The 17,212-nt window shown below is 63.3% G+C and carries 18 protein-coding genes and 1 pseudogene; 11 read left to right on the top strand and 8 right to left on the bottom strand.

Features of this window, described 5'->3' with window-relative positions; all coding sequences use genetic code 11:
• The first annotated feature begins 270 nt into the window (after positions 1-270).
• The 4 genes from IVA78_RS18870 (at position 271) to IVA78_RS18855 (ending at position 2,201) form a co-directional block, all read left to right on the top strand.
• Positions 271-858, top strand: coding sequence for a phosphatase PAP2 family protein (locus IVA78_RS18870; protein ID WP_247466923.1), 588 nt, complete (start codon positions 271-273; stop codon positions 856-858).
• Positions 855-1,202: a DUF3147 family protein gene (locus IVA78_RS18865; protein ID WP_247466920.1), complete on the top strand. Its 348-nt coding sequence runs from the start codon at positions 855-857 to the stop codon at positions 1,200-1,202. Before IVA78_RS18870 ends, IVA78_RS18865 begins: the two co-directional genes overlap by 4 nt.
• Positions 1,202-1,720 carry a DUF3147 family protein gene (locus IVA78_RS18860; RefSeq protein WP_247466917.1) on the top strand — a complete coding sequence of 173 codons (519 nt, stop codon included), beginning with the start codon at positions 1,202-1,204 and terminating at the stop codon, positions 1,718-1,720. Before IVA78_RS18865 ends, IVA78_RS18860 begins: the two co-directional genes overlap by 1 nt.
• Before the next feature lie 232 nt (positions 1,721-1,952).
• Positions 1,953-2,201, top strand: coding sequence for a hypothetical protein (locus tag IVA78_RS18855; protein WP_247466915.1), 249 nt, complete (start codon positions 1,953-1,955; stop codon positions 2,199-2,201).
• A gap of 136 nt (positions 2,202-2,337) precedes the next feature.
• On the opposite strand, the gene IVA78_RS18850 is transcribed toward IVA78_RS18855, so the two are convergent.
• The 3 genes from IVA78_RS18850 to IVA78_RS18845 all read right to left on the bottom strand — a co-directional run bounded on the left by IVA78_RS18850 (position 2,338) and on the right by IVA78_RS18845 (position 3,065).
• Positions 2,338-2,541 (bottom strand): hypothetical protein, encoded by a 204-nt coding sequence (locus tag IVA78_RS18850; protein WP_247279148.1) that lies wholly within the window; start codon positions 2,539-2,541, stop codon positions 2,338-2,340.
• 79 nt (positions 2,542-2,620) lie between these two features.
• Complete coding sequence (locus IVA78_RS34420; protein WP_256468124.1) at positions 2,621-2,752, bottom strand: hypothetical protein; 132 nt, start codon at positions 2,750-2,752, stop codon at positions 2,621-2,623.
• A gap of 118 nt (positions 2,753-2,870) precedes the next feature.
• Complete coding sequence (locus IVA78_RS18845) at positions 2,871-3,065, bottom strand: hypothetical protein (RefSeq protein WP_247279147.1); 195 nt, start codon at positions 3,063-3,065, stop codon at positions 2,871-2,873.
• Between the two features lie 93 nt (positions 3,066-3,158).
• On the opposite strand from IVA78_RS18845, the gene IVA78_RS18840 reads away from it, so the two are divergent.
• The 3 genes from IVA78_RS18840 to IVA78_RS18830 all read left to right on the top strand — a co-directional run bounded on the left by IVA78_RS18840 (position 3,159) and on the right by IVA78_RS18830 (position 12,052).
• Positions 3,159-3,671: a DUF4142 domain-containing protein gene (locus IVA78_RS18840; protein ID WP_247466912.1), complete on the top strand. Its 513-nt coding sequence runs from the start codon at positions 3,159-3,161 to the stop codon at positions 3,669-3,671.
• Between the two features lie 583 nt (positions 3,672-4,254).
• Complete coding sequence (locus IVA78_RS18835; RefSeq protein WP_247466908.1) at positions 4,255-10,551, top strand: HAMP domain-containing protein; 6,297 nt, start codon at positions 4,255-4,257, stop codon at positions 10,549-10,551.
• 13 nt (positions 10,552-10,564) lie between these two features.
• A complete protein-coding gene (locus IVA78_RS18830; protein ID WP_247279143.1) occupies positions 10,565-12,052 on the top strand; it encodes an HWE histidine kinase domain-containing protein in 1,488 nt (495 codons plus the stop codon).
• Positions 12,053-12,144: 92 nt separating this feature from the next.
• On the opposite strand, the gene IVA78_RS18825 is transcribed toward IVA78_RS18830, so the two are convergent.
• Positions 12,145-12,366 carry a hypothetical protein gene (locus tag IVA78_RS18825; protein WP_247279142.1) on the bottom strand — a complete coding sequence of 74 codons (222 nt, stop codon included), beginning with the start codon at positions 12,364-12,366 and terminating at the stop codon, positions 12,145-12,147.
• 139 nt (positions 12,367-12,505) lie between these two features.
• Between IVA78_RS18825 and IVA78_RS34605 the strand changes: the two are divergent.
• A pseudogene (locus IVA78_RS34605) lies at positions 12,506-12,762 on the top strand (hypothetical protein).
• Between the two features lie 95 nt (positions 12,763-12,857).
• The gene (locus IVA78_RS18820; RefSeq protein ID WP_247279141.1) at positions 12,858-13,103 is read left to right on the top strand and encodes a hypothetical protein; all 246 of its coding nucleotides are present in this window, start codon (positions 12,858-12,860) and stop codon (positions 13,101-13,103) included.
• A gap of 409 nt (positions 13,104-13,512) precedes the next feature.
• On the opposite strand, the gene IVA78_RS18815 is transcribed toward IVA78_RS18820, so the two are convergent.
• Positions 13,513-13,734, bottom strand: a complete 222-nt coding sequence (locus IVA78_RS18815; protein ID WP_247415206.1) for a hypothetical protein — start codon at positions 13,732-13,734, stop codon at positions 13,513-13,515.
• A gap of 115 nt (positions 13,735-13,849) precedes the next feature.
• On the opposite strand from IVA78_RS18815, the gene IVA78_RS18810 reads away from it, so the two are divergent.
• Both IVA78_RS18810 and IVA78_RS18805 read left to right on the top strand, forming a co-directional pair.
• Complete coding sequence (locus IVA78_RS18810) at positions 13,850-14,044, top strand: DUF3072 domain-containing protein (protein WP_247279139.1); 195 nt, start codon at positions 13,850-13,852, stop codon at positions 14,042-14,044.
• 90 nt (positions 14,045-14,134) lie between these two features.
• Complete coding sequence (locus IVA78_RS18805) at positions 14,135-14,440, top strand: DUF6496 domain-containing protein (protein WP_247279138.1); 306 nt, start codon at positions 14,135-14,137, stop codon at positions 14,438-14,440.
• Positions 14,441-14,446: 6 nt separating this feature from the next.
• Here the strand turns inward: IVA78_RS18805 and IVA78_RS18800 are convergent, their stop codons facing one another.
• The 3 genes from IVA78_RS18800 to IVA78_RS18790 all read right to left on the bottom strand — a co-directional run bounded on the left by IVA78_RS18800 (position 14,447) and on the right by IVA78_RS18790 (position 17,096).
• On the bottom strand, positions 14,447-14,809 hold the full coding sequence (locus IVA78_RS18800) for a hypothetical protein (RefSeq protein ID WP_247279137.1): 363 nt from the start codon (positions 14,807-14,809) through the stop codon (positions 14,447-14,449).
• A gap of 277 nt (positions 14,810-15,086) precedes the next feature.
• Positions 15,087-16,628 carry a Do family serine endopeptidase gene (locus tag IVA78_RS18795; RefSeq protein ID WP_247279136.1) on the bottom strand — a complete coding sequence of 514 codons (1,542 nt, stop codon included), beginning with the start codon at positions 16,626-16,628 and terminating at the stop codon, positions 15,087-15,089.
• Between the two features lie 255 nt (positions 16,629-16,883).
• Positions 16,884-17,096 (bottom strand): hypothetical protein, encoded by a 213-nt coding sequence (locus tag IVA78_RS18790; protein ID WP_247415212.1) that lies wholly within the window; start codon positions 17,094-17,096, stop codon positions 16,884-16,886.
• Positions 17,097-17,212: the final 116 nt, after the last annotated feature.

Genomic DNA, 17,212 nt, shown 5'->3' with positions numbered 1-17,212 from the left:
CGATCTGGATGCCGCTCCAGGTCTCCGGCGGCGCCACCATGGAGAAGCTGGAAAGTTCGGCGGCACGACATCCCTCGGTCGTCCCGGTCAGCCGGGCGAGCTAGCCTCGATCTACGTGCAGCTTGCCGCGGCAGACGCAAGCTATGCGACAGGCCATGTCTAGGGCGCCGCGAGGGGGGCTCGGGACAGCCCTGGCAACGGCGCTCGCTGGAACCTTCATTGTCATACAGAATTTACAAAACAGTCATTGAAGGATAGCTCGCCAGACCGATGGCCCTCGTAGAAGTAAAACCCACGCGGATCGATCAGGCGCTCGCACATGAGATTGCGGACCACACCAATTCGAGCATCGAGCAAACCGCGCAGACTTTGACGTGGGCTGCGGACGAGCACGTGATGCTTGCGCTCGCCGCGGCTGGATGGCTCTACGCGCAGCTTCGACGGCCCGAGGCGCGACCTGCTGCAAATCACGTATTGGCAGTTTCCGTGGCCACTGCAGTGCTCCCGCACCTGCTAAAGTCCGTGTTCGATCAGACAAGACCCGATCGCCTGACGCTGCGCGGCCATTTGCACGGTATCCCTATCTCCGGAAAGCCACGTGATGCGTTTCCGTCCGGCCACGCTCTGCACATGGGCGCGCTCGCCTCGGCGGCTGGGCTGCTGGCCCCTGCTCCCCGCCGGCTGGTGCGCTCGCTTGCCGTGGCGCTGTCGTTGACGCGCGTCGCGGTGCTTGCACATTGGGCCAGCGACGTGGTGGCGGGGTTCACCCTCGGAATCGTCGTCGAGCGACTGTTCAGGCCATTTACGTTCGGAAAATCGCAGCGGCAGCGGCATCAAGCCTCGCGAGTAGGGCCATGACGGAATATCTCCTGCGCTTCGTCGCGGGCGGCATCATCGTCTCCGCCTTCGCGATCTTCGGAGACATGCTCAAGCCGAAGAGCTTTGCCGGGCTTCTCGGCGCGGCGCCGTCGGTCGCACTCGCCACGCTTGGCATCGCGGTCGTTCAGCACGGCCCGCAATATGCCGCGGCCGAGAGCTGGACCATGATCTACGGCGCTGTCGCCCTCGGCTGCTACAGCCTCGCCGTCTGCCACCTGCTGATGAGATTTCGTCTCGCGGCGCTCCCGGCCACCATCCTCGCATTTGTGGTTTGGCTCGTGGTCTCCTTCGGTCTGCTCGCGGGTTTCGGAGGCGCCGCCTGATGCTGGTCAAGCTGTCATCATCCGCGCTGAAGCAGACGCATTGGTACGAATACGTGGTGCGCTTCGTGCTGGGCGGCCTCGCGACGGTAGCGGCAGGCCTCATCGGCAGCCATTTTGGCCTCGCGATCGGCGGACTGTTTCTCGCGCTTCCCGCCATCTTCTGTGCCAGCGCGACGCTGATCGAACGCCATGAGCGCCGCGCCAAGGAAAAAGCCGGATTCAGCGGGCGAAGACGCGGGCAGCAGGCCGCAGCGTTGGACGCTGCGGGCGCCGGCCTCGGAAGTATCGGCCTCGCAGCGTTCGCAGCGGCTTTCTACGCCATGGTGTCGGCAAGCATCACCGGGGCATTCGCGGCCGCCATCCTGGCCTGGGTAATGGTGGCCGTGTCGGCATGGTGGTTGAGGCGGAAGCTGCGCACCACCTCAAATCGCCCGCAGCCCGAGCGCGGGCACGATCAACGAGCGGCTGGAGCTTCTTGCCGTAGCATCAGGAAACCGGGTGCTCACGTCCTTAAATAACCTCTGGGGGCTCGGACGCACCGGCTTCTGTGCTTCTGTCTCCAGAAAGCTCGCGGGACAACCTGACTTCGTCCGTCAGGAAATGCGCCAGCGCACAACTGGTCTCAATATCAAATTATTGATTTTTCTGATGTTTATAGCTTCAGGGATGATTTTTCTGACTCTTGTGGAACTCCTACTTAGTTCGCCCATTGAGTAAACTACTCAACTTGCTCAATTTGCATGATCGACCATGAACGATCTTCGCGCCGAACGCCTTCAGGTCATGCTCTCGCCGGAAGAGTTGACTGCTGTTGACGATTTCCGGTTCAAACATCGCATGCCGACGCGAGCGGCAGCGGTCCGCGAACTCCTCAAATTCGGGCTGGCCGCAGCGGATGTCGATGCGGCAGCCGGCGTGAAGTCGAGCAATTTCGGCGTATTCGGCCGCGGACCCGGCGGACATGTTCAGGGCGAGCCGGACGGCGAGACTAACCCGTAGGAACGGTCCACCAAACAAACGACCCCGGCACGGGCGTGCCAGGGCCGTCCTTGGAGATTGCTTCCGGCGCACCGGGGGCATGACAACCGGAAGCAATCCGTCGACTCTTCCCGCGGAGATTCGTTCCTCCCGAGAACTAGCCTGTTGCATCTCCTGAATCGTCAGGCATCGCGCCGGCGCCCGGTGTTTTGCCATTGTCGTTCAGCTTGGGATCGCGTGTCGCTTCCCGCGACGGTGAGCCTTTGGGATCGCTCTTGTGCACGGATTGCGCACGCTGCTTGTCACGCGGCTGCTCCTCCGCCCGCTTGTCCTTGACGATTCCGTGGTCGGAATGGGCCATGATCTGCTCTCGCCTCTCTTGATGTTTCGCAGCGGTTACGCGCGGGCACGTCGATTGTTCCGGGCGGGAGCCCCCGACGCTAACTGCGCGCCGCGTGGACCGCAGCCGATGCATTTTCCAGATGCACCTGCCGCACGGTCGTGACCGTCGCGAAGGCGACCGAAACGCCAAAAGCGACAATCAGTGAAAGAAGAACCAGACGTGGAGCCATTGCGAAACCTCCTTCTGGAATCGAAAAGCAACGCGATCGACTACTCACGGATGATCCTGGATTGGTCTCTTGCATTCCGTGCGCGGTCTCACACGCGGCTTCACCAGGACGAGAGCGTCTACCTATCCAGCTTTTGAGGGATATGGACCCTCACGGGCGGGATTTCTCCATCGAGCCAATCCTGCTCCCTCGCAAGTGCAGTCCAGGCATCCGCCATGCGCGAATAGCGCTTATAAGCGGGTTGCCCTTCCGCGCGCTCGGCGAGCTGAAGACAATTGTCGGCGTTGTCCCTGAAAATGTCAGACTGTTTCATACCGAAGACGTGGGGGCGGAACTCTCGGGTCGCAATGCCCTTACCGGATCGTAACGTTCGGGGAACTTCGCACGTCATCCGTCATTGATACCGATGCGAGCTCTCGTCGCGATAGTCCTGGTGTGCGTCAGCACCGCAGCGCCTGCCGATAGCACTGGCGAGCGACAGCTTGGTGAGCCCACGCCGAGCGCAATCGACGTCATCAGCGGCCTCTACGCCTTCAGCCGCTTCCAGCAGGGTCTGCTTGAGAGCACCGACCTGAAGGGCAACACGGAGGTCAAGAACCTTGCCGCGCTACGCGCCGAAGAAGCGGCCAAGCGCGACAAGGCGCTGAAACAGATCCAAGAGACCATCGGTGCGGAGCCGCGCGTCAGCAAGGCCGCCTCGGCGAGCGCGAGCCTCGTCGAACCCGAAACTTCGGACGGACCAACTTACGTCCGAAGCTTTTATGCCTCGCAGATTCCCGAATATGAAGCGGCCATCAACCTGCTCGAACGCTATCTGAAGGCGCCCGACAATCCTGCGCTTGCAGCGCTGGCGCGCGAGCAGCTCCCGACGCTGCGTGCGCAGGTCAAGGCGGCCGAGCGCACTATGGCGGACAAGTAGCCGTCTTTTATTTGTCGTTCGTATGATGTTGCTGACTCTCCGGCCGCACAGTCCGGTTGCTCTCCGGCATCCTGTCCCGGCCCGCATCGCCATTGTCATCCCTGCCGCCCGAGGTGGACGTGCCGCTCCCGCTCGGGTTGGATCGGGTCGCCGTCCCCGTGGTCGGCGTATCCGCCTGAGGCGTGGCCGAGCTGGCGGCGGGATCGCCCGTCACGGCCCCTCGGCCGCTGGGCGCCCCGCCCTGGGCGAAGGCCGATCCGGCAAGCAACATGACGACGACCACGGCCAATCCAGCTTTCATCTGCGCTCTCCCTGTCTTTGCGGGCTAACCGCAGGGGTGCCGCTCCGTTCCGAAAGGCGTGGTGCGCGAGGCGCTAATCCATGGTGTCCGCCGAGGGCCGAATTCTCGGAATTTTCGTGGAACCGATCCGACTGTTCGCAGTTAATGCTATTGGGCTGAGCAAAGCAGGTTCCATTTTCGGTGCGCCGCAACCTTGGCGCTTGATTTCGAATTTGGCTGACGCTCTATTTTGACCAAACGCGTCTTGCCATAGATTCGGCCGGCGCCTGCGGGGGAATCAGTATGAGCGACCTCGATCCCGGAACTGCATCACGCTCCGGTCGTCGCGTCCCAAAGCCAAAGACCAACGGTACGTCGGATCCGGATTCCCGGGCGGAATTGCTGCTCGCTTTGCAGGCGATGCGCAGCGGCGATTTCTCCGTGCGGATGAGCGGCGATTATCTCGGCATCGACGGCAAGATCGCCGACACTTTTAACGAAATCATCGCCGCCAATCAGCGCATGGCGCAGCAGCTCGAGCTGGTCGGCCAGGTGGTCGGCCGCGAGGGCAAGACCCGCCAGCGCGTGAAATTCGGCCTCGCATCTGGCTCTTGGGCCGACATGGAAGGGTCCGTCAACACGCTGATCGATGACCTGTTGTGGCCGACCCGCGAGGTGACGCGTGCAGTCGCGGCGGTGGCGCAAGGCGATCTGCTCCAGACCGTCAAGCTCGACGTCGACGGCCGCCCCCTGCGCGGCGAGTTCTTGCAGTCGGCGACCATCGTTAACACCATGATCAAGCAGCTCGGCGTGTTCACCTCCGAGGTGACGCGCGTGGCGCGCGAGGTCGGCACCGAAGGCAAGCTCGGCGGCCAGGCTCAGGTGCCCGAGGTGACCGGCGTCTGGAAGGACCTCACCGAGAGCGTCAACTCGATGGCGAATAACCTGACCAACCAGGTTCGCAACATCGCCGAGGTGACGATCGCGGTCGCCAATGGCGACCTGTCGAAGAAGATCACCGTCGACGTCCGCGGCGAAATCCTCCAGCTCAAGGAAGCCATCAACACGATGGTGGATCAGCTCCGCTCCTTCGCCTCCGAAGTGACGCGCGTGGCGCGCGAGGTCGGCACCGACGGCAAGCTCGGCGGCCAGGCGATCGTGCCCGGCGTCGCCGGCACCTGGAAGGACCTCACCGATAGCGTCAACGCGATGTGCGGTAATCTGACCGCCCAGGTGCGCAACATCGCCAACGTGACGACTGCCGTGGCGCGCGGCGACCTGTCGCGCAAGATCACCGTGGATGTGCGCGGCGAGATCCTGGAGCTGAAAGACACCATCAACACCATGGTGGACCAGCTCAATTCGTTCGCCTCCGAAGTGACACGCGTCGCACGCGAGGTCGGTACCGAAGGCAAGCTCGGCGGCCAGGCCCAGGTGCCCGGCGTCGCCGGCACCTGGAAGGACCTCACCGACAACGTCAACTTCATGGCGTCGAACCTGACCGCACAGGTCCGCAACATCGCCGATGTCGCCACCGCGATCGCGAGCGGCGATCTGTCGAAGAAGATCACCGTCAACGTCTCGGGCGAGATCCTTCAGCTGAAGGAGACGCTCAACACGATGGTCGATCAGCTCAACGCCTTCGCCGGCGAAGTGACGCGCGTCGCCCGCGAGGTCGGCACCGAGGGGCGGCTCGGCGGTCAGGCCAACGTGCTCGGCGTCGCCGGCACCTGGAAGGACCTGACCGAGAGCGTCAACTCGATGGCCTCGAACCTGACTGCGCAGGTCCGCAACATCGCGGAGGTGACAACGGCGGTCGCCGGCGGCGACCTGTCGAAGAAGATCACCGTGGACGTGCGCGGCGAGATCCTGGAGCTGAAGGACACCATCAACACCATGGTGGACCAGCTCAACGCCTTCGCCGGTGAGGTGACGCGCGTGGCGCGCGAGGTCGGCACCGAAGGCAAGCTCGGCGGCCAGGCCGTCGTGCGCGGCGTCGGCGGCACCTGGAAAGACCTCACCGATAGCGTCAATTCGATGGCCTCGAACCTGACCGGACAGGTCCGCAACATCGCCGAAGTCGCGACCGCGGTGGCGAAGGGCGATTTGTCGAAGAAGATCACCGTGAACGTATCGGGCGAAATCCTTCAGCTGAAGGAAACGCTCAACACCATGGTGGACCAGCTCAACGCCTTCGCCGGCGAAGTGACGCGCGTCGCCCGCGAGGTCGGCACCGACGGCAAGCTCGGCGGCCAGGCCGGCGTGCCCGGCGTCGCCGGCACCTGGAAGGATCTGACCGATTCCGTGAACTCGATGGCGGGCAATTTGACCGCCCAGGTGCGCAACATCGCCGAAGTCGCGACCGCGATCGCCGGCGGCGATCTCTCGCGCAAGATCACCGTGGACGTGCGCGGCGAGATCCTACAGCTCAAGGACACCCTGAACACGATGGTCGACCAGCTCAACCGCTTCGCGGGCGAGGTGACGCGCGTGGCGCGCGAGGTCGGCACCGAAGGCCGCCTGGGTGGTCAAGCCAACGTGCCCGGCGTCGCCGGCACCTGGAAGGACCTCACCGACAGCGTGAACTCGATGGCGGGCAACCTCACGGCCCAGGTCCGCAACATCGCCGAAGTCACCACCGCCGTGGCGCGAGGCGACTTGTCGCGCAAGATCACGGTGGACGTGAAGGGCGAAATCCTCGAGCTGAAGAACACCATCAATACCATGGTGGACCAGCTCAATGGCTTTGCGGGCGAGGTCACGCGCGTGGCTCGCGAGGTCGGCACCGAAGGCAAGCTCGGCGGTCAGGCCGAAGTACCCGGCGTCGCCGGCACCTGGAAGGACCTCACCGACAACGTCAACTTCATGGCCTCCAACCTGACGGCCCAGGTCCGCAACATCGCCGAGGTCGCGACCGCGATCGCCGGCGGCGACCTTTCGAAGAAGATCACGGTGGATGTGCGCGGCGAAATCCTTCTCTTGAAGGACACGCTGAATACCATGGTCGAGCAGCTCCGCTCCTTCGCCGCCGAAGTCACGCGCGTGGCGCGCGAGGTCGGCACCGAAGGCCGGCTCGGCGGTCAGGCCGTCGTGCCCGGCGTCGGCGGCACCTGGAAGGACCTCACCGACAACGTCAACCTGCTCGCCGCGAACCTCACCACGCAGGTCCGCAACATCGCCGAAGTCACCACGGCGGTCGCGCGCGGCGATCTCTCGCGCAAGATCACGGTCGACGTGAAGGGCGAAATCCTCGAGCTGAAGAACACCATCAACACCATGGTGGACCAGCTCAACGCCTTCGCCGGCGAAGTCACGCGCGTGGCGCGCGAAGTCGGCACTGAAGGCAAGCTCGGCGGACAGGCGCAGGTGCCCGGCGTCGCCGGCACCTGGAAGGATCTCACCGACACCGTAAACTTCATGGCGGCAAACCTGACCGAACAGGTCCGCGGCATCGTCAAGGTCGTCACAGCCGTCGCCAACGGCGATCTGAAGCAGAACCTCACCGTGAAATCGAAGGGCGAGGTCGCGGCGCTCGCCGACACCATCAACAACATGACCGAGACGCTCGCTACCTTCGCCGATCAGGTGACGTCGGTGGCGCGCGAGGTCGGCGTCGAGGGGCGCCTCGGCGGCCAGGCCAACGTGCCCGGCGCCGCCGGCACTTGGAAGGACCTGACCGGCAACGTCAACCTGCTCGCGGCCAACCTGACCTCACAGGTGCGCGCGATCGCGGAAGTCGCGACTGCTGTGACCAAAGGCGACCTGACGCGCTCGATCCAGGTCGACGCCCGCGGCGAAGTCGCTGAGCTGAAAGACAACATCAACACGATGATCACGAATCTCCGTCTGACGACGGACGTGAACACCGAGCAGGACTGGCTGAAGACCAACCTCGCGAAATTCACCAACATGCTCCAGGGCCAGCGTGACCTCACCACCGTCGGCCGGCTTCTGCTCACCGAATTGTCGCCACTGGTGAACGCCCATACTGGCGTGATCTACCAGGTCGAGAACGAGAACGATCCGCAGCTCCTGCTGCTCGCTTCTTACGCCAGCGACGGCGTCTATCCCTATCAGCGCGTGCTTCAGTTCGGCGAAGGCCTGATCGGCCAGTGCGCCCTCGACAAGCGGCCGCGCGTGGTCGCCGACATTCCGCCCGACGTGGTGCCGATCAACTCGGCGCTGCTTCGTGTCGCGCCGAAGAACCTGGTGGTGCTGCCGGTGCTGTTCGAGAGCCAGGTCAAGGCCGTGATCGAACTTGCTTCGCTGACATCGTTCACGACATCGCAGATGACGTTCCTGGAGCAGCTCACCGACTCCATCGGCATCGTGCTCAACTCGATCGAGGCCACGATGCAGACCGAGGGCCTGCTCAAGCAGTCGCAGCAGCTCGCCGGCGAGCTGCAGACGCAGCAGCGCGAATTGCAGCAGACTAACGACCAGCTCGAACAGAAGGCGCAGCAGCTCGCCGAGCGCAACGTTGAGGTCGAGCGCAAGAACCAGGAGATCGAGCAAGCCCGCCGCGCGCTGGAGGAAAAGGCGACCGAGCTCGCACTAACTTCGAAGTACAAGTCCGAATTCCTCGCCAATATGAGCCACGAGCTGCGCACGCCGCTGAACTCGATCCTGATCCTCGGACAGCAGCTCACGGACAATCCGGACGGCAACCTCTCGGCCAAGCAGGTCGAATTCGCCCGCACCATCCACGGCGCCGGCACCGATCTGCTCAATCTCATCAGCGACATTCTCGATCTGTCCAAGATCGAGTCCGGCACGGTGACGGTCGACGCCGAGGAAATCCTGACCGCGAATCTGCTCGAGACCGTGGGCCGGCCGTTCCGGCACGAGGCGGAAAACCGCAATCTGTCGTTCAAGATCGACATCGATCCGAACCTGCCCCGCAGCATCGTCACCGACTCCAAGCGCCTGCAGCAGGTGCTGAAGAACCTGCTCTCCAATGCCTTCAAGTTCACCGCCGAAGGCGAGGTGCGCCTGAAGGTCGCCAGCGCGGTCGGCGGCTGGGGGACGGATCATCCGGTACTGAACTCCGCACCAGCCGTGATCGCGTTCGAGGTGTCCGATACCGGGATCGGCATTCCCCTGGAGAAGCAGAAACTGATCTTCGAAGCGTTCCAACAAGCTGACGCCGGCACCAGCCGCAAATATGGCGGCACGGGCCTCGGGCTTGCGATCAGCCGCGAGCTCGCAAGCCTACTGGGCGGCGAAATCCACCTGCGCAGCTCGCCGGGCAAGGGCTCGTCCTTCACGATTTATCTGCCGCTGAAATATTCCGGCCCGACGCTCGCACCGCGTGCTGCGCCCGCGCCACAGCAACACACCCAGCCGCCGGCGCTACAGCCGGCCGCGCCTGACCAGCAGCGCGTCATCGAGCAGCTTCCCGACGACCGACTCAACATCGAGCCGGGCGACACCATCCTCCTGATTGTGGAGGACGATCCGCACTATGCGCGCGTGCTGGTCGATCTCGCCCGCGACAAGGGCTTCAAGGTCCTGGTTGCGGCCCGCGGCGCCGAAGCGCTGGAGCTCGCCAAACAGTACCAGCCGACGGCCGTCTCCCTCGACGTGTTCCTGCCCGACATGCTGGGCTGGACGGTGCTGAGCCAGCTCAAGCACAATCCGCTGACCCGCCACATTCCCGTCCAGATCATCACGCTCGACGAGGACCGCCAGCACGCGCTGGCGCGGGGGGCCTTCTCCTTCGTCAACAAGCCGACGACGACAGAAGGCGTCTCCGCCGCGCTGACGCAGATCAAGGAATATGCGCGGCCGCGGCGCAAGCGACTCCTGATCGTCGAGGACAACGAGGCCGAACAACTCTCGATCCGCGAGCTGCTGCACCACGACGACATCGAGATCGTGGTTACCGACACCGGTGCCGGCGCGCTCTCGACGCTGCGCGAGCAGCCTTGCGATTGCGTGGTGCTCGACCTGCGGCTGCCGGACATGAGCGGCTTCGAGGTGCTCGACGAGATCCGCAATGACGAGGCGCTGTCGAACATTCCGGTCGTGGTGTTCACCGGCCGCGAGCTCTCGGCGGAGGAGGATGCAGAACTCCACACCATGGCGCGCAGCATCGTGGTCAAGGGCGTGGAATCGCCGGAGCGCCTGCTCGACGAGACCGCGCTGTTCCTGCACCGTGTCATCACGGAACTACCGGTCGAGAAGCAGCGCATGCTGGAGAAGCTGAACAGTTCCGACGAGGACCTGATCGGCAAGACGGCCCTGCTCGTCGACGACGACGCCCGTAACATCTTTGCGCTGTCGAGCGTGTTGGAACGGCGCGGCATGAAGGTGTTGACGGCCACGACCGGCAGCGAGGCGGTCGCGCTGGTCGAATCCAATCCGGAAATCGCCATCGTGCTGATGGACATCATGATGCCGCAGATGGATGGCTATCAGACCATGGGTGTGATCCGCGAGAACCCGGCCTTCGCGCGATTGCCGATCATCGCGCTGACCGCCAAGGCGATGAAGGGTGATCGTGAGAAATGCCTGGAGGCCGGCGCGTCCGACTATCTCGCCAAACCCGTCAACACCGATCAATTGCTGCTTGCGATCCGCATGTGGCTGCACCGCTGAGTTGGATCCGCGAATGGACCACGAAAAGGTCAACATCCTGCTCGTCGACGACCAGCCGGCCAAGCTGCTCGCCTATGAGGTAATCCTGAAGGATCTCGGCGAGAACCTCGTGATCGCCTCGTCCGGCCGCGAGGCGCTGGAGGTTCTGCTCAAGACCGAGATCGCGGTCATCCTGGTCGACGTCTGCATGCCCGAACTCGACGGCTTCGAGCTCGCCGCGATGATCCGCGAGCATCCGCGCTTCCAGAAGACCGCGATGATCTTCATCTCTGCCATTCAGGTGAGCGACATCGACCGGCTGCGGGGCTACGAGATGGGCGCCGTCGACTACGTTCCGGTGCCTGTCGTGCCGGAGGTGCTGCGCGCCAAGATCAAGGTGTTCGCCGAACTCTATCGCAAGACCCGCGAGCTCGAACGACTGAATCAGGAGCTCGAGGACCGCGTCCGCGCGCGCACCGCCGAGCTGGAGAATTCCACCGCCAAGCTTCGCGAGAGCGAGCAGCGGCGCAGCATGGCAATCGCCGCCGGCAAGATGGGCTCTTGGGATTGGGATTGGATCACCGGCGACTGGATGTGGGACGAGGGACAATATCGCATCTTTGGGGTCAGCCCGGAGAGCTTCGAGGTCAACCCGGCCAACGTTCAGGCGCTGTTGCATCCCGATGATGTCGATCAGTTGCGCAAGGCGATCGCCGAGTTCAACAGCGGCACGCGCTCCTATGAAACGGAGTTCCGCATTGTGCGGCCCGATGGCGAGGTACGCTGGTGCGTCGGCACGGCGGCCGCAACGGTAGACCATAGCAGCCGCGTGGTGCGGGTGAGCGGCGTTACGGTGGACATCACCGAACGCAAGCGCGCCGAAGAGCAGCAGAACCTTCTCGCGCGGGAAGTCGATCATCGCGCCAAGAATGCGCTGGCATTGGCGCAATCGATCGTGCGCCTCACCCGTGCCGACGAGGTCAAGGCCTATGTCAATGCCGTCGAGGGACGCATCAATGCGCTCGCGCGCGTGCACACCATCCTGTCGCTGTCGAGCTGGCAGGGAGCCGAGCTCTCCAAGCTGATCGACGAGGAGCTGGCACCCTATTCGCCGAGTGGCCAGATCAGGTTGGCGGGCCCCGAGGTTCAATTGCTGCCGACGACTGCCCAGACACTGGCGCTCGCTCTGCACGAGCTTTTCACCAACTCGGCAAAATATGGCGCGCTTTCGACACGATCCGGGCGGCTCATGATCGGGTGGCAGGTCGAAGACGAACTCCTCACGCTGACCTGGGAGGAATCCGGCGGCCCGCTCGTCAGGACGCCGAAATCCCGAGGCTTCGGAACGCGAAGCCTGCTCGCGAGCGTCGAGTCCCAGCTCGGCGGACGGGCGAAATTCGATTGGCGCGCTGAGGGGCTGTTGTGCCGCCTCGAGGTACCGTTGACACGCAAGCCGGCCACGATAGCACCCAGCAAATTTGATGCCGCCGCCGCGGCCGAGTTGCAGCGCGCATCCGGTTAGAGCGTTTTCCAGCCAAGCGGTAACCGGTTCGCGTCAAGAAAGCGCGTCAAGCCAAGAATCGAGAGCTTCCGTTTCAATCGGAAGGGAGAGCTTTAGCCGGACGCCGTGTTCGTCATGCGCTGCTCCGTCCTTGGGTCGCGCGCGATGCGTCCTTCGAGCCAAGCTTCCGTTCGAGCGAGATCACGCAACGCCTTCGCGTAGCGCCGGGCCGCGCTTCGCTCCGCGCCGCGCGGGAGCTTGCGCGCCTTGCGCAAGATGTCTGCGGCCGCGTTGCGATAGGCCAGCGAGCGGTACAGAAAGACTACCTTGCCCATATCAAATGTCCCGTGTTGATGGCCTCATGTTCGCAAGCCGGGCATGAACGTCGGATGAAGCTGGCGATGAAAATTCCTTCATCCAGATGGAACTAATGACTATCGCGCGCGTTTGGGTGCCAGATCGGGACATGGTTCCATGCGCGCGAAGAAGTCGTCGGGCCTGGTCTCTCCCACCGGCCTCATCAAGCTGATGACACATGCGATGATGGGTGCAGCCCTCGGCCTCGCCTTCAGCCTCACACTCATTCTTTCCAATCCAGCCGTCGCCAATCTGCTGAGTCATGGCGGAAGCCAAGCCGCTCTTGTGTTCGCTCTCGCACTGGGACGACCTTCGCGATCGGCGCGACGCTCACCGGCATCGTGTTCATCCTGGAAGAGAACAAGCAATCTTGAAGCGCGCGTGACGCGTGGAGAAGCTTTGTTGGGGAACTCCTGCGAGGAACGGCAGTTGGCCGCCTGCGTCAATTTAACCCAGGGAGTTCCTCCATATGAAGACAGTCAAGCTCGCCCTCGCCGCAATGTTGGCAACTGGCCTCGCTGCCGCGCCGTTCGCCGCGGAGGCGAAGTCGCACAAGGCCAAACATGGGTCCTCGATGTCATCATCGCAGACCACGGGCGCGAACACCAAGTCCTCCAAAGGTGCCGATCCCTCCGGTCAAGGCGGCTCTGGCCCCGGCTCCGACCAGGGCGGCACCATGACGAACAACAAGGGCGGCATGAGCAACACCAAGTGAACTCTGCGCGGTAACGTGAGAGTCCCGTGTTCAGCGCGGGGCCCTTCACCAAAGCACGATGACGGTTCATCCAGACCCTCGCGCCATAAAGCGCAATGAGATGGATGAATCGTCATTGCGCTTCAGGTTGTTGTTTGAGCATGATCTTTTCGGAAAACCGCTAGACACTTTGCTACTTTAGCGCCACATGCTCGGCGCGCTGACCAGCGTATCGCCCGCCGGCCCGCTTCACCTCCTCCAGGCATAGCGTCGCCGCACAAGGCCTCGCAGCATCGCGGACGCGCGCCGGCACGTCATCACGGCGGACGAGGAACGTTGTCGCAGATCTCGTCCGGCACCGCCCGCACAGCGCGGCCCGTTAGGTGTCCGAGGGCATCGACAATCGGCAGCATGTCGCTTGCGCGCACGCTTAGTGGCCAGCCAACAGGCGCGCCGCCTTGTCGACATTCTTCACGGAGCGAAGACGCATCTGGCCGCGGACGTCAGGCAGGACGTCACCGCCCCCAGCCGCCTTCCATTCATCGATCAGCAGGTTGATTTTCCGGCGCAGATCGATCTGCGCCAGAGCTCGTTCGGTGCAGTCGCAATCGCCGTTGACGAGATCGCGCACAGACGCCTCGACCTCGGCCATTTCCAGCCTCAAGGCGCTGATTTTACGCCGAATTTCGTTAATTCTGTTGTCCATGGCTTGTTAGAACAAAATAAGAACATATAGTCAAGTCATGTTTTCAAACCGGAGGAGCGACATGCAGGTTCAGGCCAAATACGACGCCAGGGTTTTCCTTAGCGAGCAGATGACACGGGCGCAGGGACTGAGATTGAAGCGGCTGAGCGAAGAGGCGTATCAGCCGGCACAATATGCGCGGGATCTGTCCTTCGCCGAGGCTGCGCGGCGCATCCAGGTGCTGGAGGCCGAGATCGAACTGGCGAATTCGTTCTAGGGCTGCCTTGACCGCCGGGAACATTGCACGCGTGCTGTTCGGAACCATGCCGGTGTCGAACGGTTCTTCCTCGGCCAAGGGAGAAAAGGCATGGCACGTAAGGCAAAGAAGCGCCGCTACTCGCGCAGCTCCGGCAGCGATGTCGAAAGCGAGATGCGGCGTTACAAGAAAGGTACCGCGAAGAGTGGACGTGGCGGTCGCGGCGGACGCGTGAAGAGCCGCAAGCAGGCGATTGCGATCGGACTGTCAAAGGCACGCAAGAAGGGCAAGAAAGTCCCGAAGAAAGCCTCCAAGCGGAAGACGTCCAAGAAATCTGCCAAGAAAACTTCCAAGAAATCTTCCAAGAAATCGTCCAGGGCATCGTCAAAGCGCAAATCCACCAAGCGGTCACGCTGACCTCGGTCAGATCATGCTGCCCGGCATGAAGCAGCGGATCGAAATTCCGAACGCAGTCTTCACCGGCCACACCATGGTGCGGCCGGCGCGGTTCGGCTCGGTGATGACGGCTTCATCCGGCACCTCGACCCATTGCCCGTCCAGCCGAACACGGTAATGCCCGTTGTGCGATTCCCAATCGGGATCGGAGACGGCAAAGCCGTCCGCATCCGAGCAGCACGGACCGAGGTGGCTGCGCAGGCTGTCGAACCATGGCTTCAGGGGCGAGTTCGCATAGCGGCCATCGTCGCGCCCGAGCGCGTTTTCTGCCGGCAGGATGAACCACGCGACGAGCAGCGTACTTATCAGTGAGAGCTTCAATCGATCCATGTCGGCACCGATCAAATGCGAACCACCGGCCAGTTCCACAAAGCGGTCAGGGGGTTCGAAGTTCCACACTCGCGAACCGACCCCACGGCTTCATTGCCGCCGAGCAGATGCGCGGCCAGAAAGTCTGATGGCCGAACACGGCTTTTTCGGACGAACCGGGTCACCCTCCCTGCCGTTAACGAGAATGTTATCGGTGGCCTCGTGTGGGATCTTGAGTGCGAATGCGAAAGGCGGCCGGAAGGCCGCCTTTCTGGATTTGTATTGATCGGAGTCAGCCTTACGCGAGCGGCACCGCGACGAATCGGGTGGCATCCGCACTTCTGACCTGCAACAGCACGCTGCGCTTGCCGGACGATTTGGCCTGCGCCAGCTCCGAACGGACTTCGGCGACATTGCTGATAGCCTTGCCACCGACATTGAGGATGACGTCTCCGGTCTGAATGCCGCGCTGCGCGGCCGGCCCCTCCGGATCAACCTCCGTGACGACGACACCCTCCCGGCCGGCGCCCTGCACATCGCCGGCCGGAGCCAGACCAAGCCCAAGGCGCGGCGTGCCGGTGCCCGGCTGCACCTTGCCGTCATAGGCCTTGCCCTGCGCCTGCCGTTCGTTCGGCAACTCGCCAAGCGCCAGCGTCACGGTCTTGCTTTCGCCCTTGTGGAAGATGTCGAGCTTGATTGAGCTGCCGGGCGCCAGGGTGGCGATGGTGCGGGCGAGATCGCGGGAATCCTTGACCGCCGTGCCGTTGACCGCGGTGATAACGTCGCCCGCCTCGATGCCGGCCTTCGCCGCCGGGCTGTCGGGTTGCGGATTGTCGACGATCGCGCCGCGCGCCTCCTTGAGGCCAACGCTGTCGGCAATATCCGACGTCACCGGCTGCACCTGCACGCCGAGCCAGCCGCGGGTAACTGCGCCCTTGTCCTTCAATTGCGCCACCACGAGTTTTGCAGTCGTAGCCGGAATATCGAAGCCGATACCGACCGAGCCGCCTGAGGGCGAGAAGATCGCGGTGTTCACGCCGATCACATTGCCGCTCATATCGAAAGCCGGACCGCCCGAATTGCCCTTGTTGATCGGCGCGTCGATCTGGATGAAGTCGTCATAGGGACCATTGCCGATGTCGCGGCCGCTGGCCGAGACGATACCCGCGGTGACGGTGCCGCCAAGGCCGAAGGGATTGCCGACCGCGACGACCCAATCGCCGATGCGCGGCTTCTGGTCGGAGAATTTGACGAACGGAAAATCTTTCTTGCCGTCGACCTTGATCAGCGCGAGATCGGTCTTCGGATCTGTGCCGACGACCTTCGCGGCGTAGGTCGTGCCGTCGTCCATGGTCACCTGCACGGACTCAGCGTGATCGACAACGTGGTTGTTGGTTACGGCATAACCGTCGGCGGAGATGAAGAAGCCGGAGCCTTCGCCCGTGATCATTTGGCGGCGCTGACGCGGCATGCCGTTCATGCCACCCGGAAAGCGGAAACCGAACTGTCGCGAGAACTGGTCGAGCGGCGAGCCTTCGTCCGAATCCATCCGGTTCTGTTGCAGCATCGCGCTCTTGTCGTTGCTCTGGTCAATTCTGACCCGCACCGAGATGACGGCGGGTTTGACCTTGGCCACGAGATCGCCGAAGCCCGGCGGGGTCGCAGCCGTTTCGGCGGCTTGGGCCGGCGCGACGAAGGAGGTCATCGCGAACGGCAAAGCGCCGGGAGCAGCCGCCAGCACGGCCACGCCAAGCGCGGCTACGCTGCCGAGCGGCGCGAGCCTGCGCGTCCTCAAGATCTTGCGGGAGGGGGGGATGTCGGAATTGACGCGATCGTTCATGTCGAGATGTCCATGTTGAGCAGCTGTCGCCTTGCGCCCAACATGGTCGTTGCCACCTTACGGCGTCCCGTCCACGCGATTAAATCTTGGCAAAGATTTGGGGACCGGCCAGCGGGCAAGACGATCAACGAAGACGATGCTGCCTGCGCGAAGCTTCAGCGACCGATCTGGCAGGACATGTCTGCCGGCTCTCGACCCGCACAGCCGGCCTGCCGGTCGCCCGCGCCGACATTGAGCCGGGCCGGCCCGCGGCTGTCACGCTGCGGCAGGTGGCTTCCAAGCCACGGCTTCAGGGGCGTCCTCGCCGCCTTGTGCATTGCACGCGTCGAAATGCGCCTTGAGCTCGACTTCCGCGAGATATTCGAAATGTTCGGCCTGGCCGAGAAGCTCCCAGTTCTGGAGCGGCCTGTAGGCTGCCTGCTGACGACAGAGGGACGCGAGCGCCCGGTAGCGACGTACGTTCTCCATGAGACCCTCCCTCGCATTCACAGGGCTTATTGCCTCGATTTGCGTCAGGCCGATGGCGGTCATGCAAAAGTTTTGCTGCGCCCGCCGCGCGCCAGCCTCGGTTAGTTCTAGCAAAT

The sequence above is a fragment of the Bradyrhizobium sp. 137 genome (genome assembly GCF_023074095.1).
Classification (GTDB): Bacteria; Pseudomonadota; Alphaproteobacteria; order Rhizobiales; family Xanthobacteraceae; genus Bradyrhizobium.
Note: the sequence above shows the minus strand (reverse complement) of the source record. Positions and strands in the feature narration are given on the sequence as shown.

Bases quoted from the DNA above. Each gene is read 5' to 3' on its own strand.
- IVA78_RS18870 (WP_247466923.1), top strand. From the start codon at position 271: ATGGCCCTCGTAGAAGTAAAACCCACGCGGATCGATCAGGCGCTCGCA.
- IVA78_RS18865 (WP_247466920.1), top strand. From the start codon at position 855: ATGACGGAATATCTCCTGCGCTTCGTCGCGGGCGGCATCATCGTCTCC.
- IVA78_RS18860 (WP_247466917.1), top strand. From the start codon at position 1,202: ATGCTGGTCAAGCTGTCATCATCCGCGCTGAAGCAGACGCATTGGTAC.
- IVA78_RS18855 (WP_247466915.1), top strand. From the start codon at position 1,953: ATGAACGATCTTCGCGCCGAACGCCTTCAGGTCATGCTCTCGCCGGAA.
- IVA78_RS18850 (WP_247279148.1), bottom strand. From the start codon at position 2,541: ATGGCCCATTCCGACCACGGAATCGTCAAGGACAAGCGGGCGGAGGAG.
- IVA78_RS34420 (WP_256468124.1), bottom strand. From the start codon at position 2,752: ATGGCTCCACGTCTGGTTCTTCTTTCACTGATTGTCGCTTTTGGCGTT.
- IVA78_RS18845 (WP_247279147.1), bottom strand. From the start codon at position 3,065: ATGAAACAGTCTGACATTTTCAGGGACAACGCCGACAATTGTCTTCAG.
- IVA78_RS18840 (WP_247466912.1), top strand. From the start codon at position 3,159: ATGCGAGCTCTCGTCGCGATAGTCCTGGTGTGCGTCAGCACCGCAGCG.
- IVA78_RS18835 (WP_247466908.1), top strand. From the start codon at position 4,255: ATGAGCGACCTCGATCCCGGAACTGCATCACGCTCCGGTCGTCGCGTC.
- IVA78_RS18830 (WP_247279143.1), top strand. From the start codon at position 10,565: ATGGACCACGAAAAGGTCAACATCCTGCTCGTCGACGACCAGCCGGCC.
- IVA78_RS18825 (WP_247279142.1), bottom strand. From the start codon at position 12,366: ATGGGCAAGGTAGTCTTTCTGTACCGCTCGCTGGCCTATCGCAACGCG.
- IVA78_RS18820 (WP_247279141.1), top strand. From the start codon at position 12,858: ATGAAGACAGTCAAGCTCGCCCTCGCCGCAATGTTGGCAACTGGCCTC.
- IVA78_RS18815 (WP_247415206.1), bottom strand. From the start codon at position 13,734: ATGGCCGAGGTCGAGGCGTCTGTGCGCGATCTCGTCAACGGCGATTGC.
- IVA78_RS18810 (WP_247279139.1), top strand. From the start codon at position 13,850: ATGCAGGTTCAGGCCAAATACGACGCCAGGGTTTTCCTTAGCGAGCAG.
- IVA78_RS18805 (WP_247279138.1), top strand. From the start codon at position 14,135: ATGGCACGTAAGGCAAAGAAGCGCCGCTACTCGCGCAGCTCCGGCAGC.
- IVA78_RS18800 (WP_247279137.1), bottom strand. From the start codon at position 14,809: ATGGATCGATTGAAGCTCTCACTGATAAGTACGCTGCTCGTCGCGTGG.
- IVA78_RS18795 (WP_247279136.1), bottom strand. From the start codon at position 16,628: ATGAACGATCGCGTCAATTCCGACATCCCCCCCTCCCGCAAGATCTTG.
- IVA78_RS18790 (WP_247415212.1), bottom strand. From the start codon at position 17,096: ATGGAGAACGTACGTCGCTACCGGGCGCTCGCGTCCCTCTGTCGTCAG.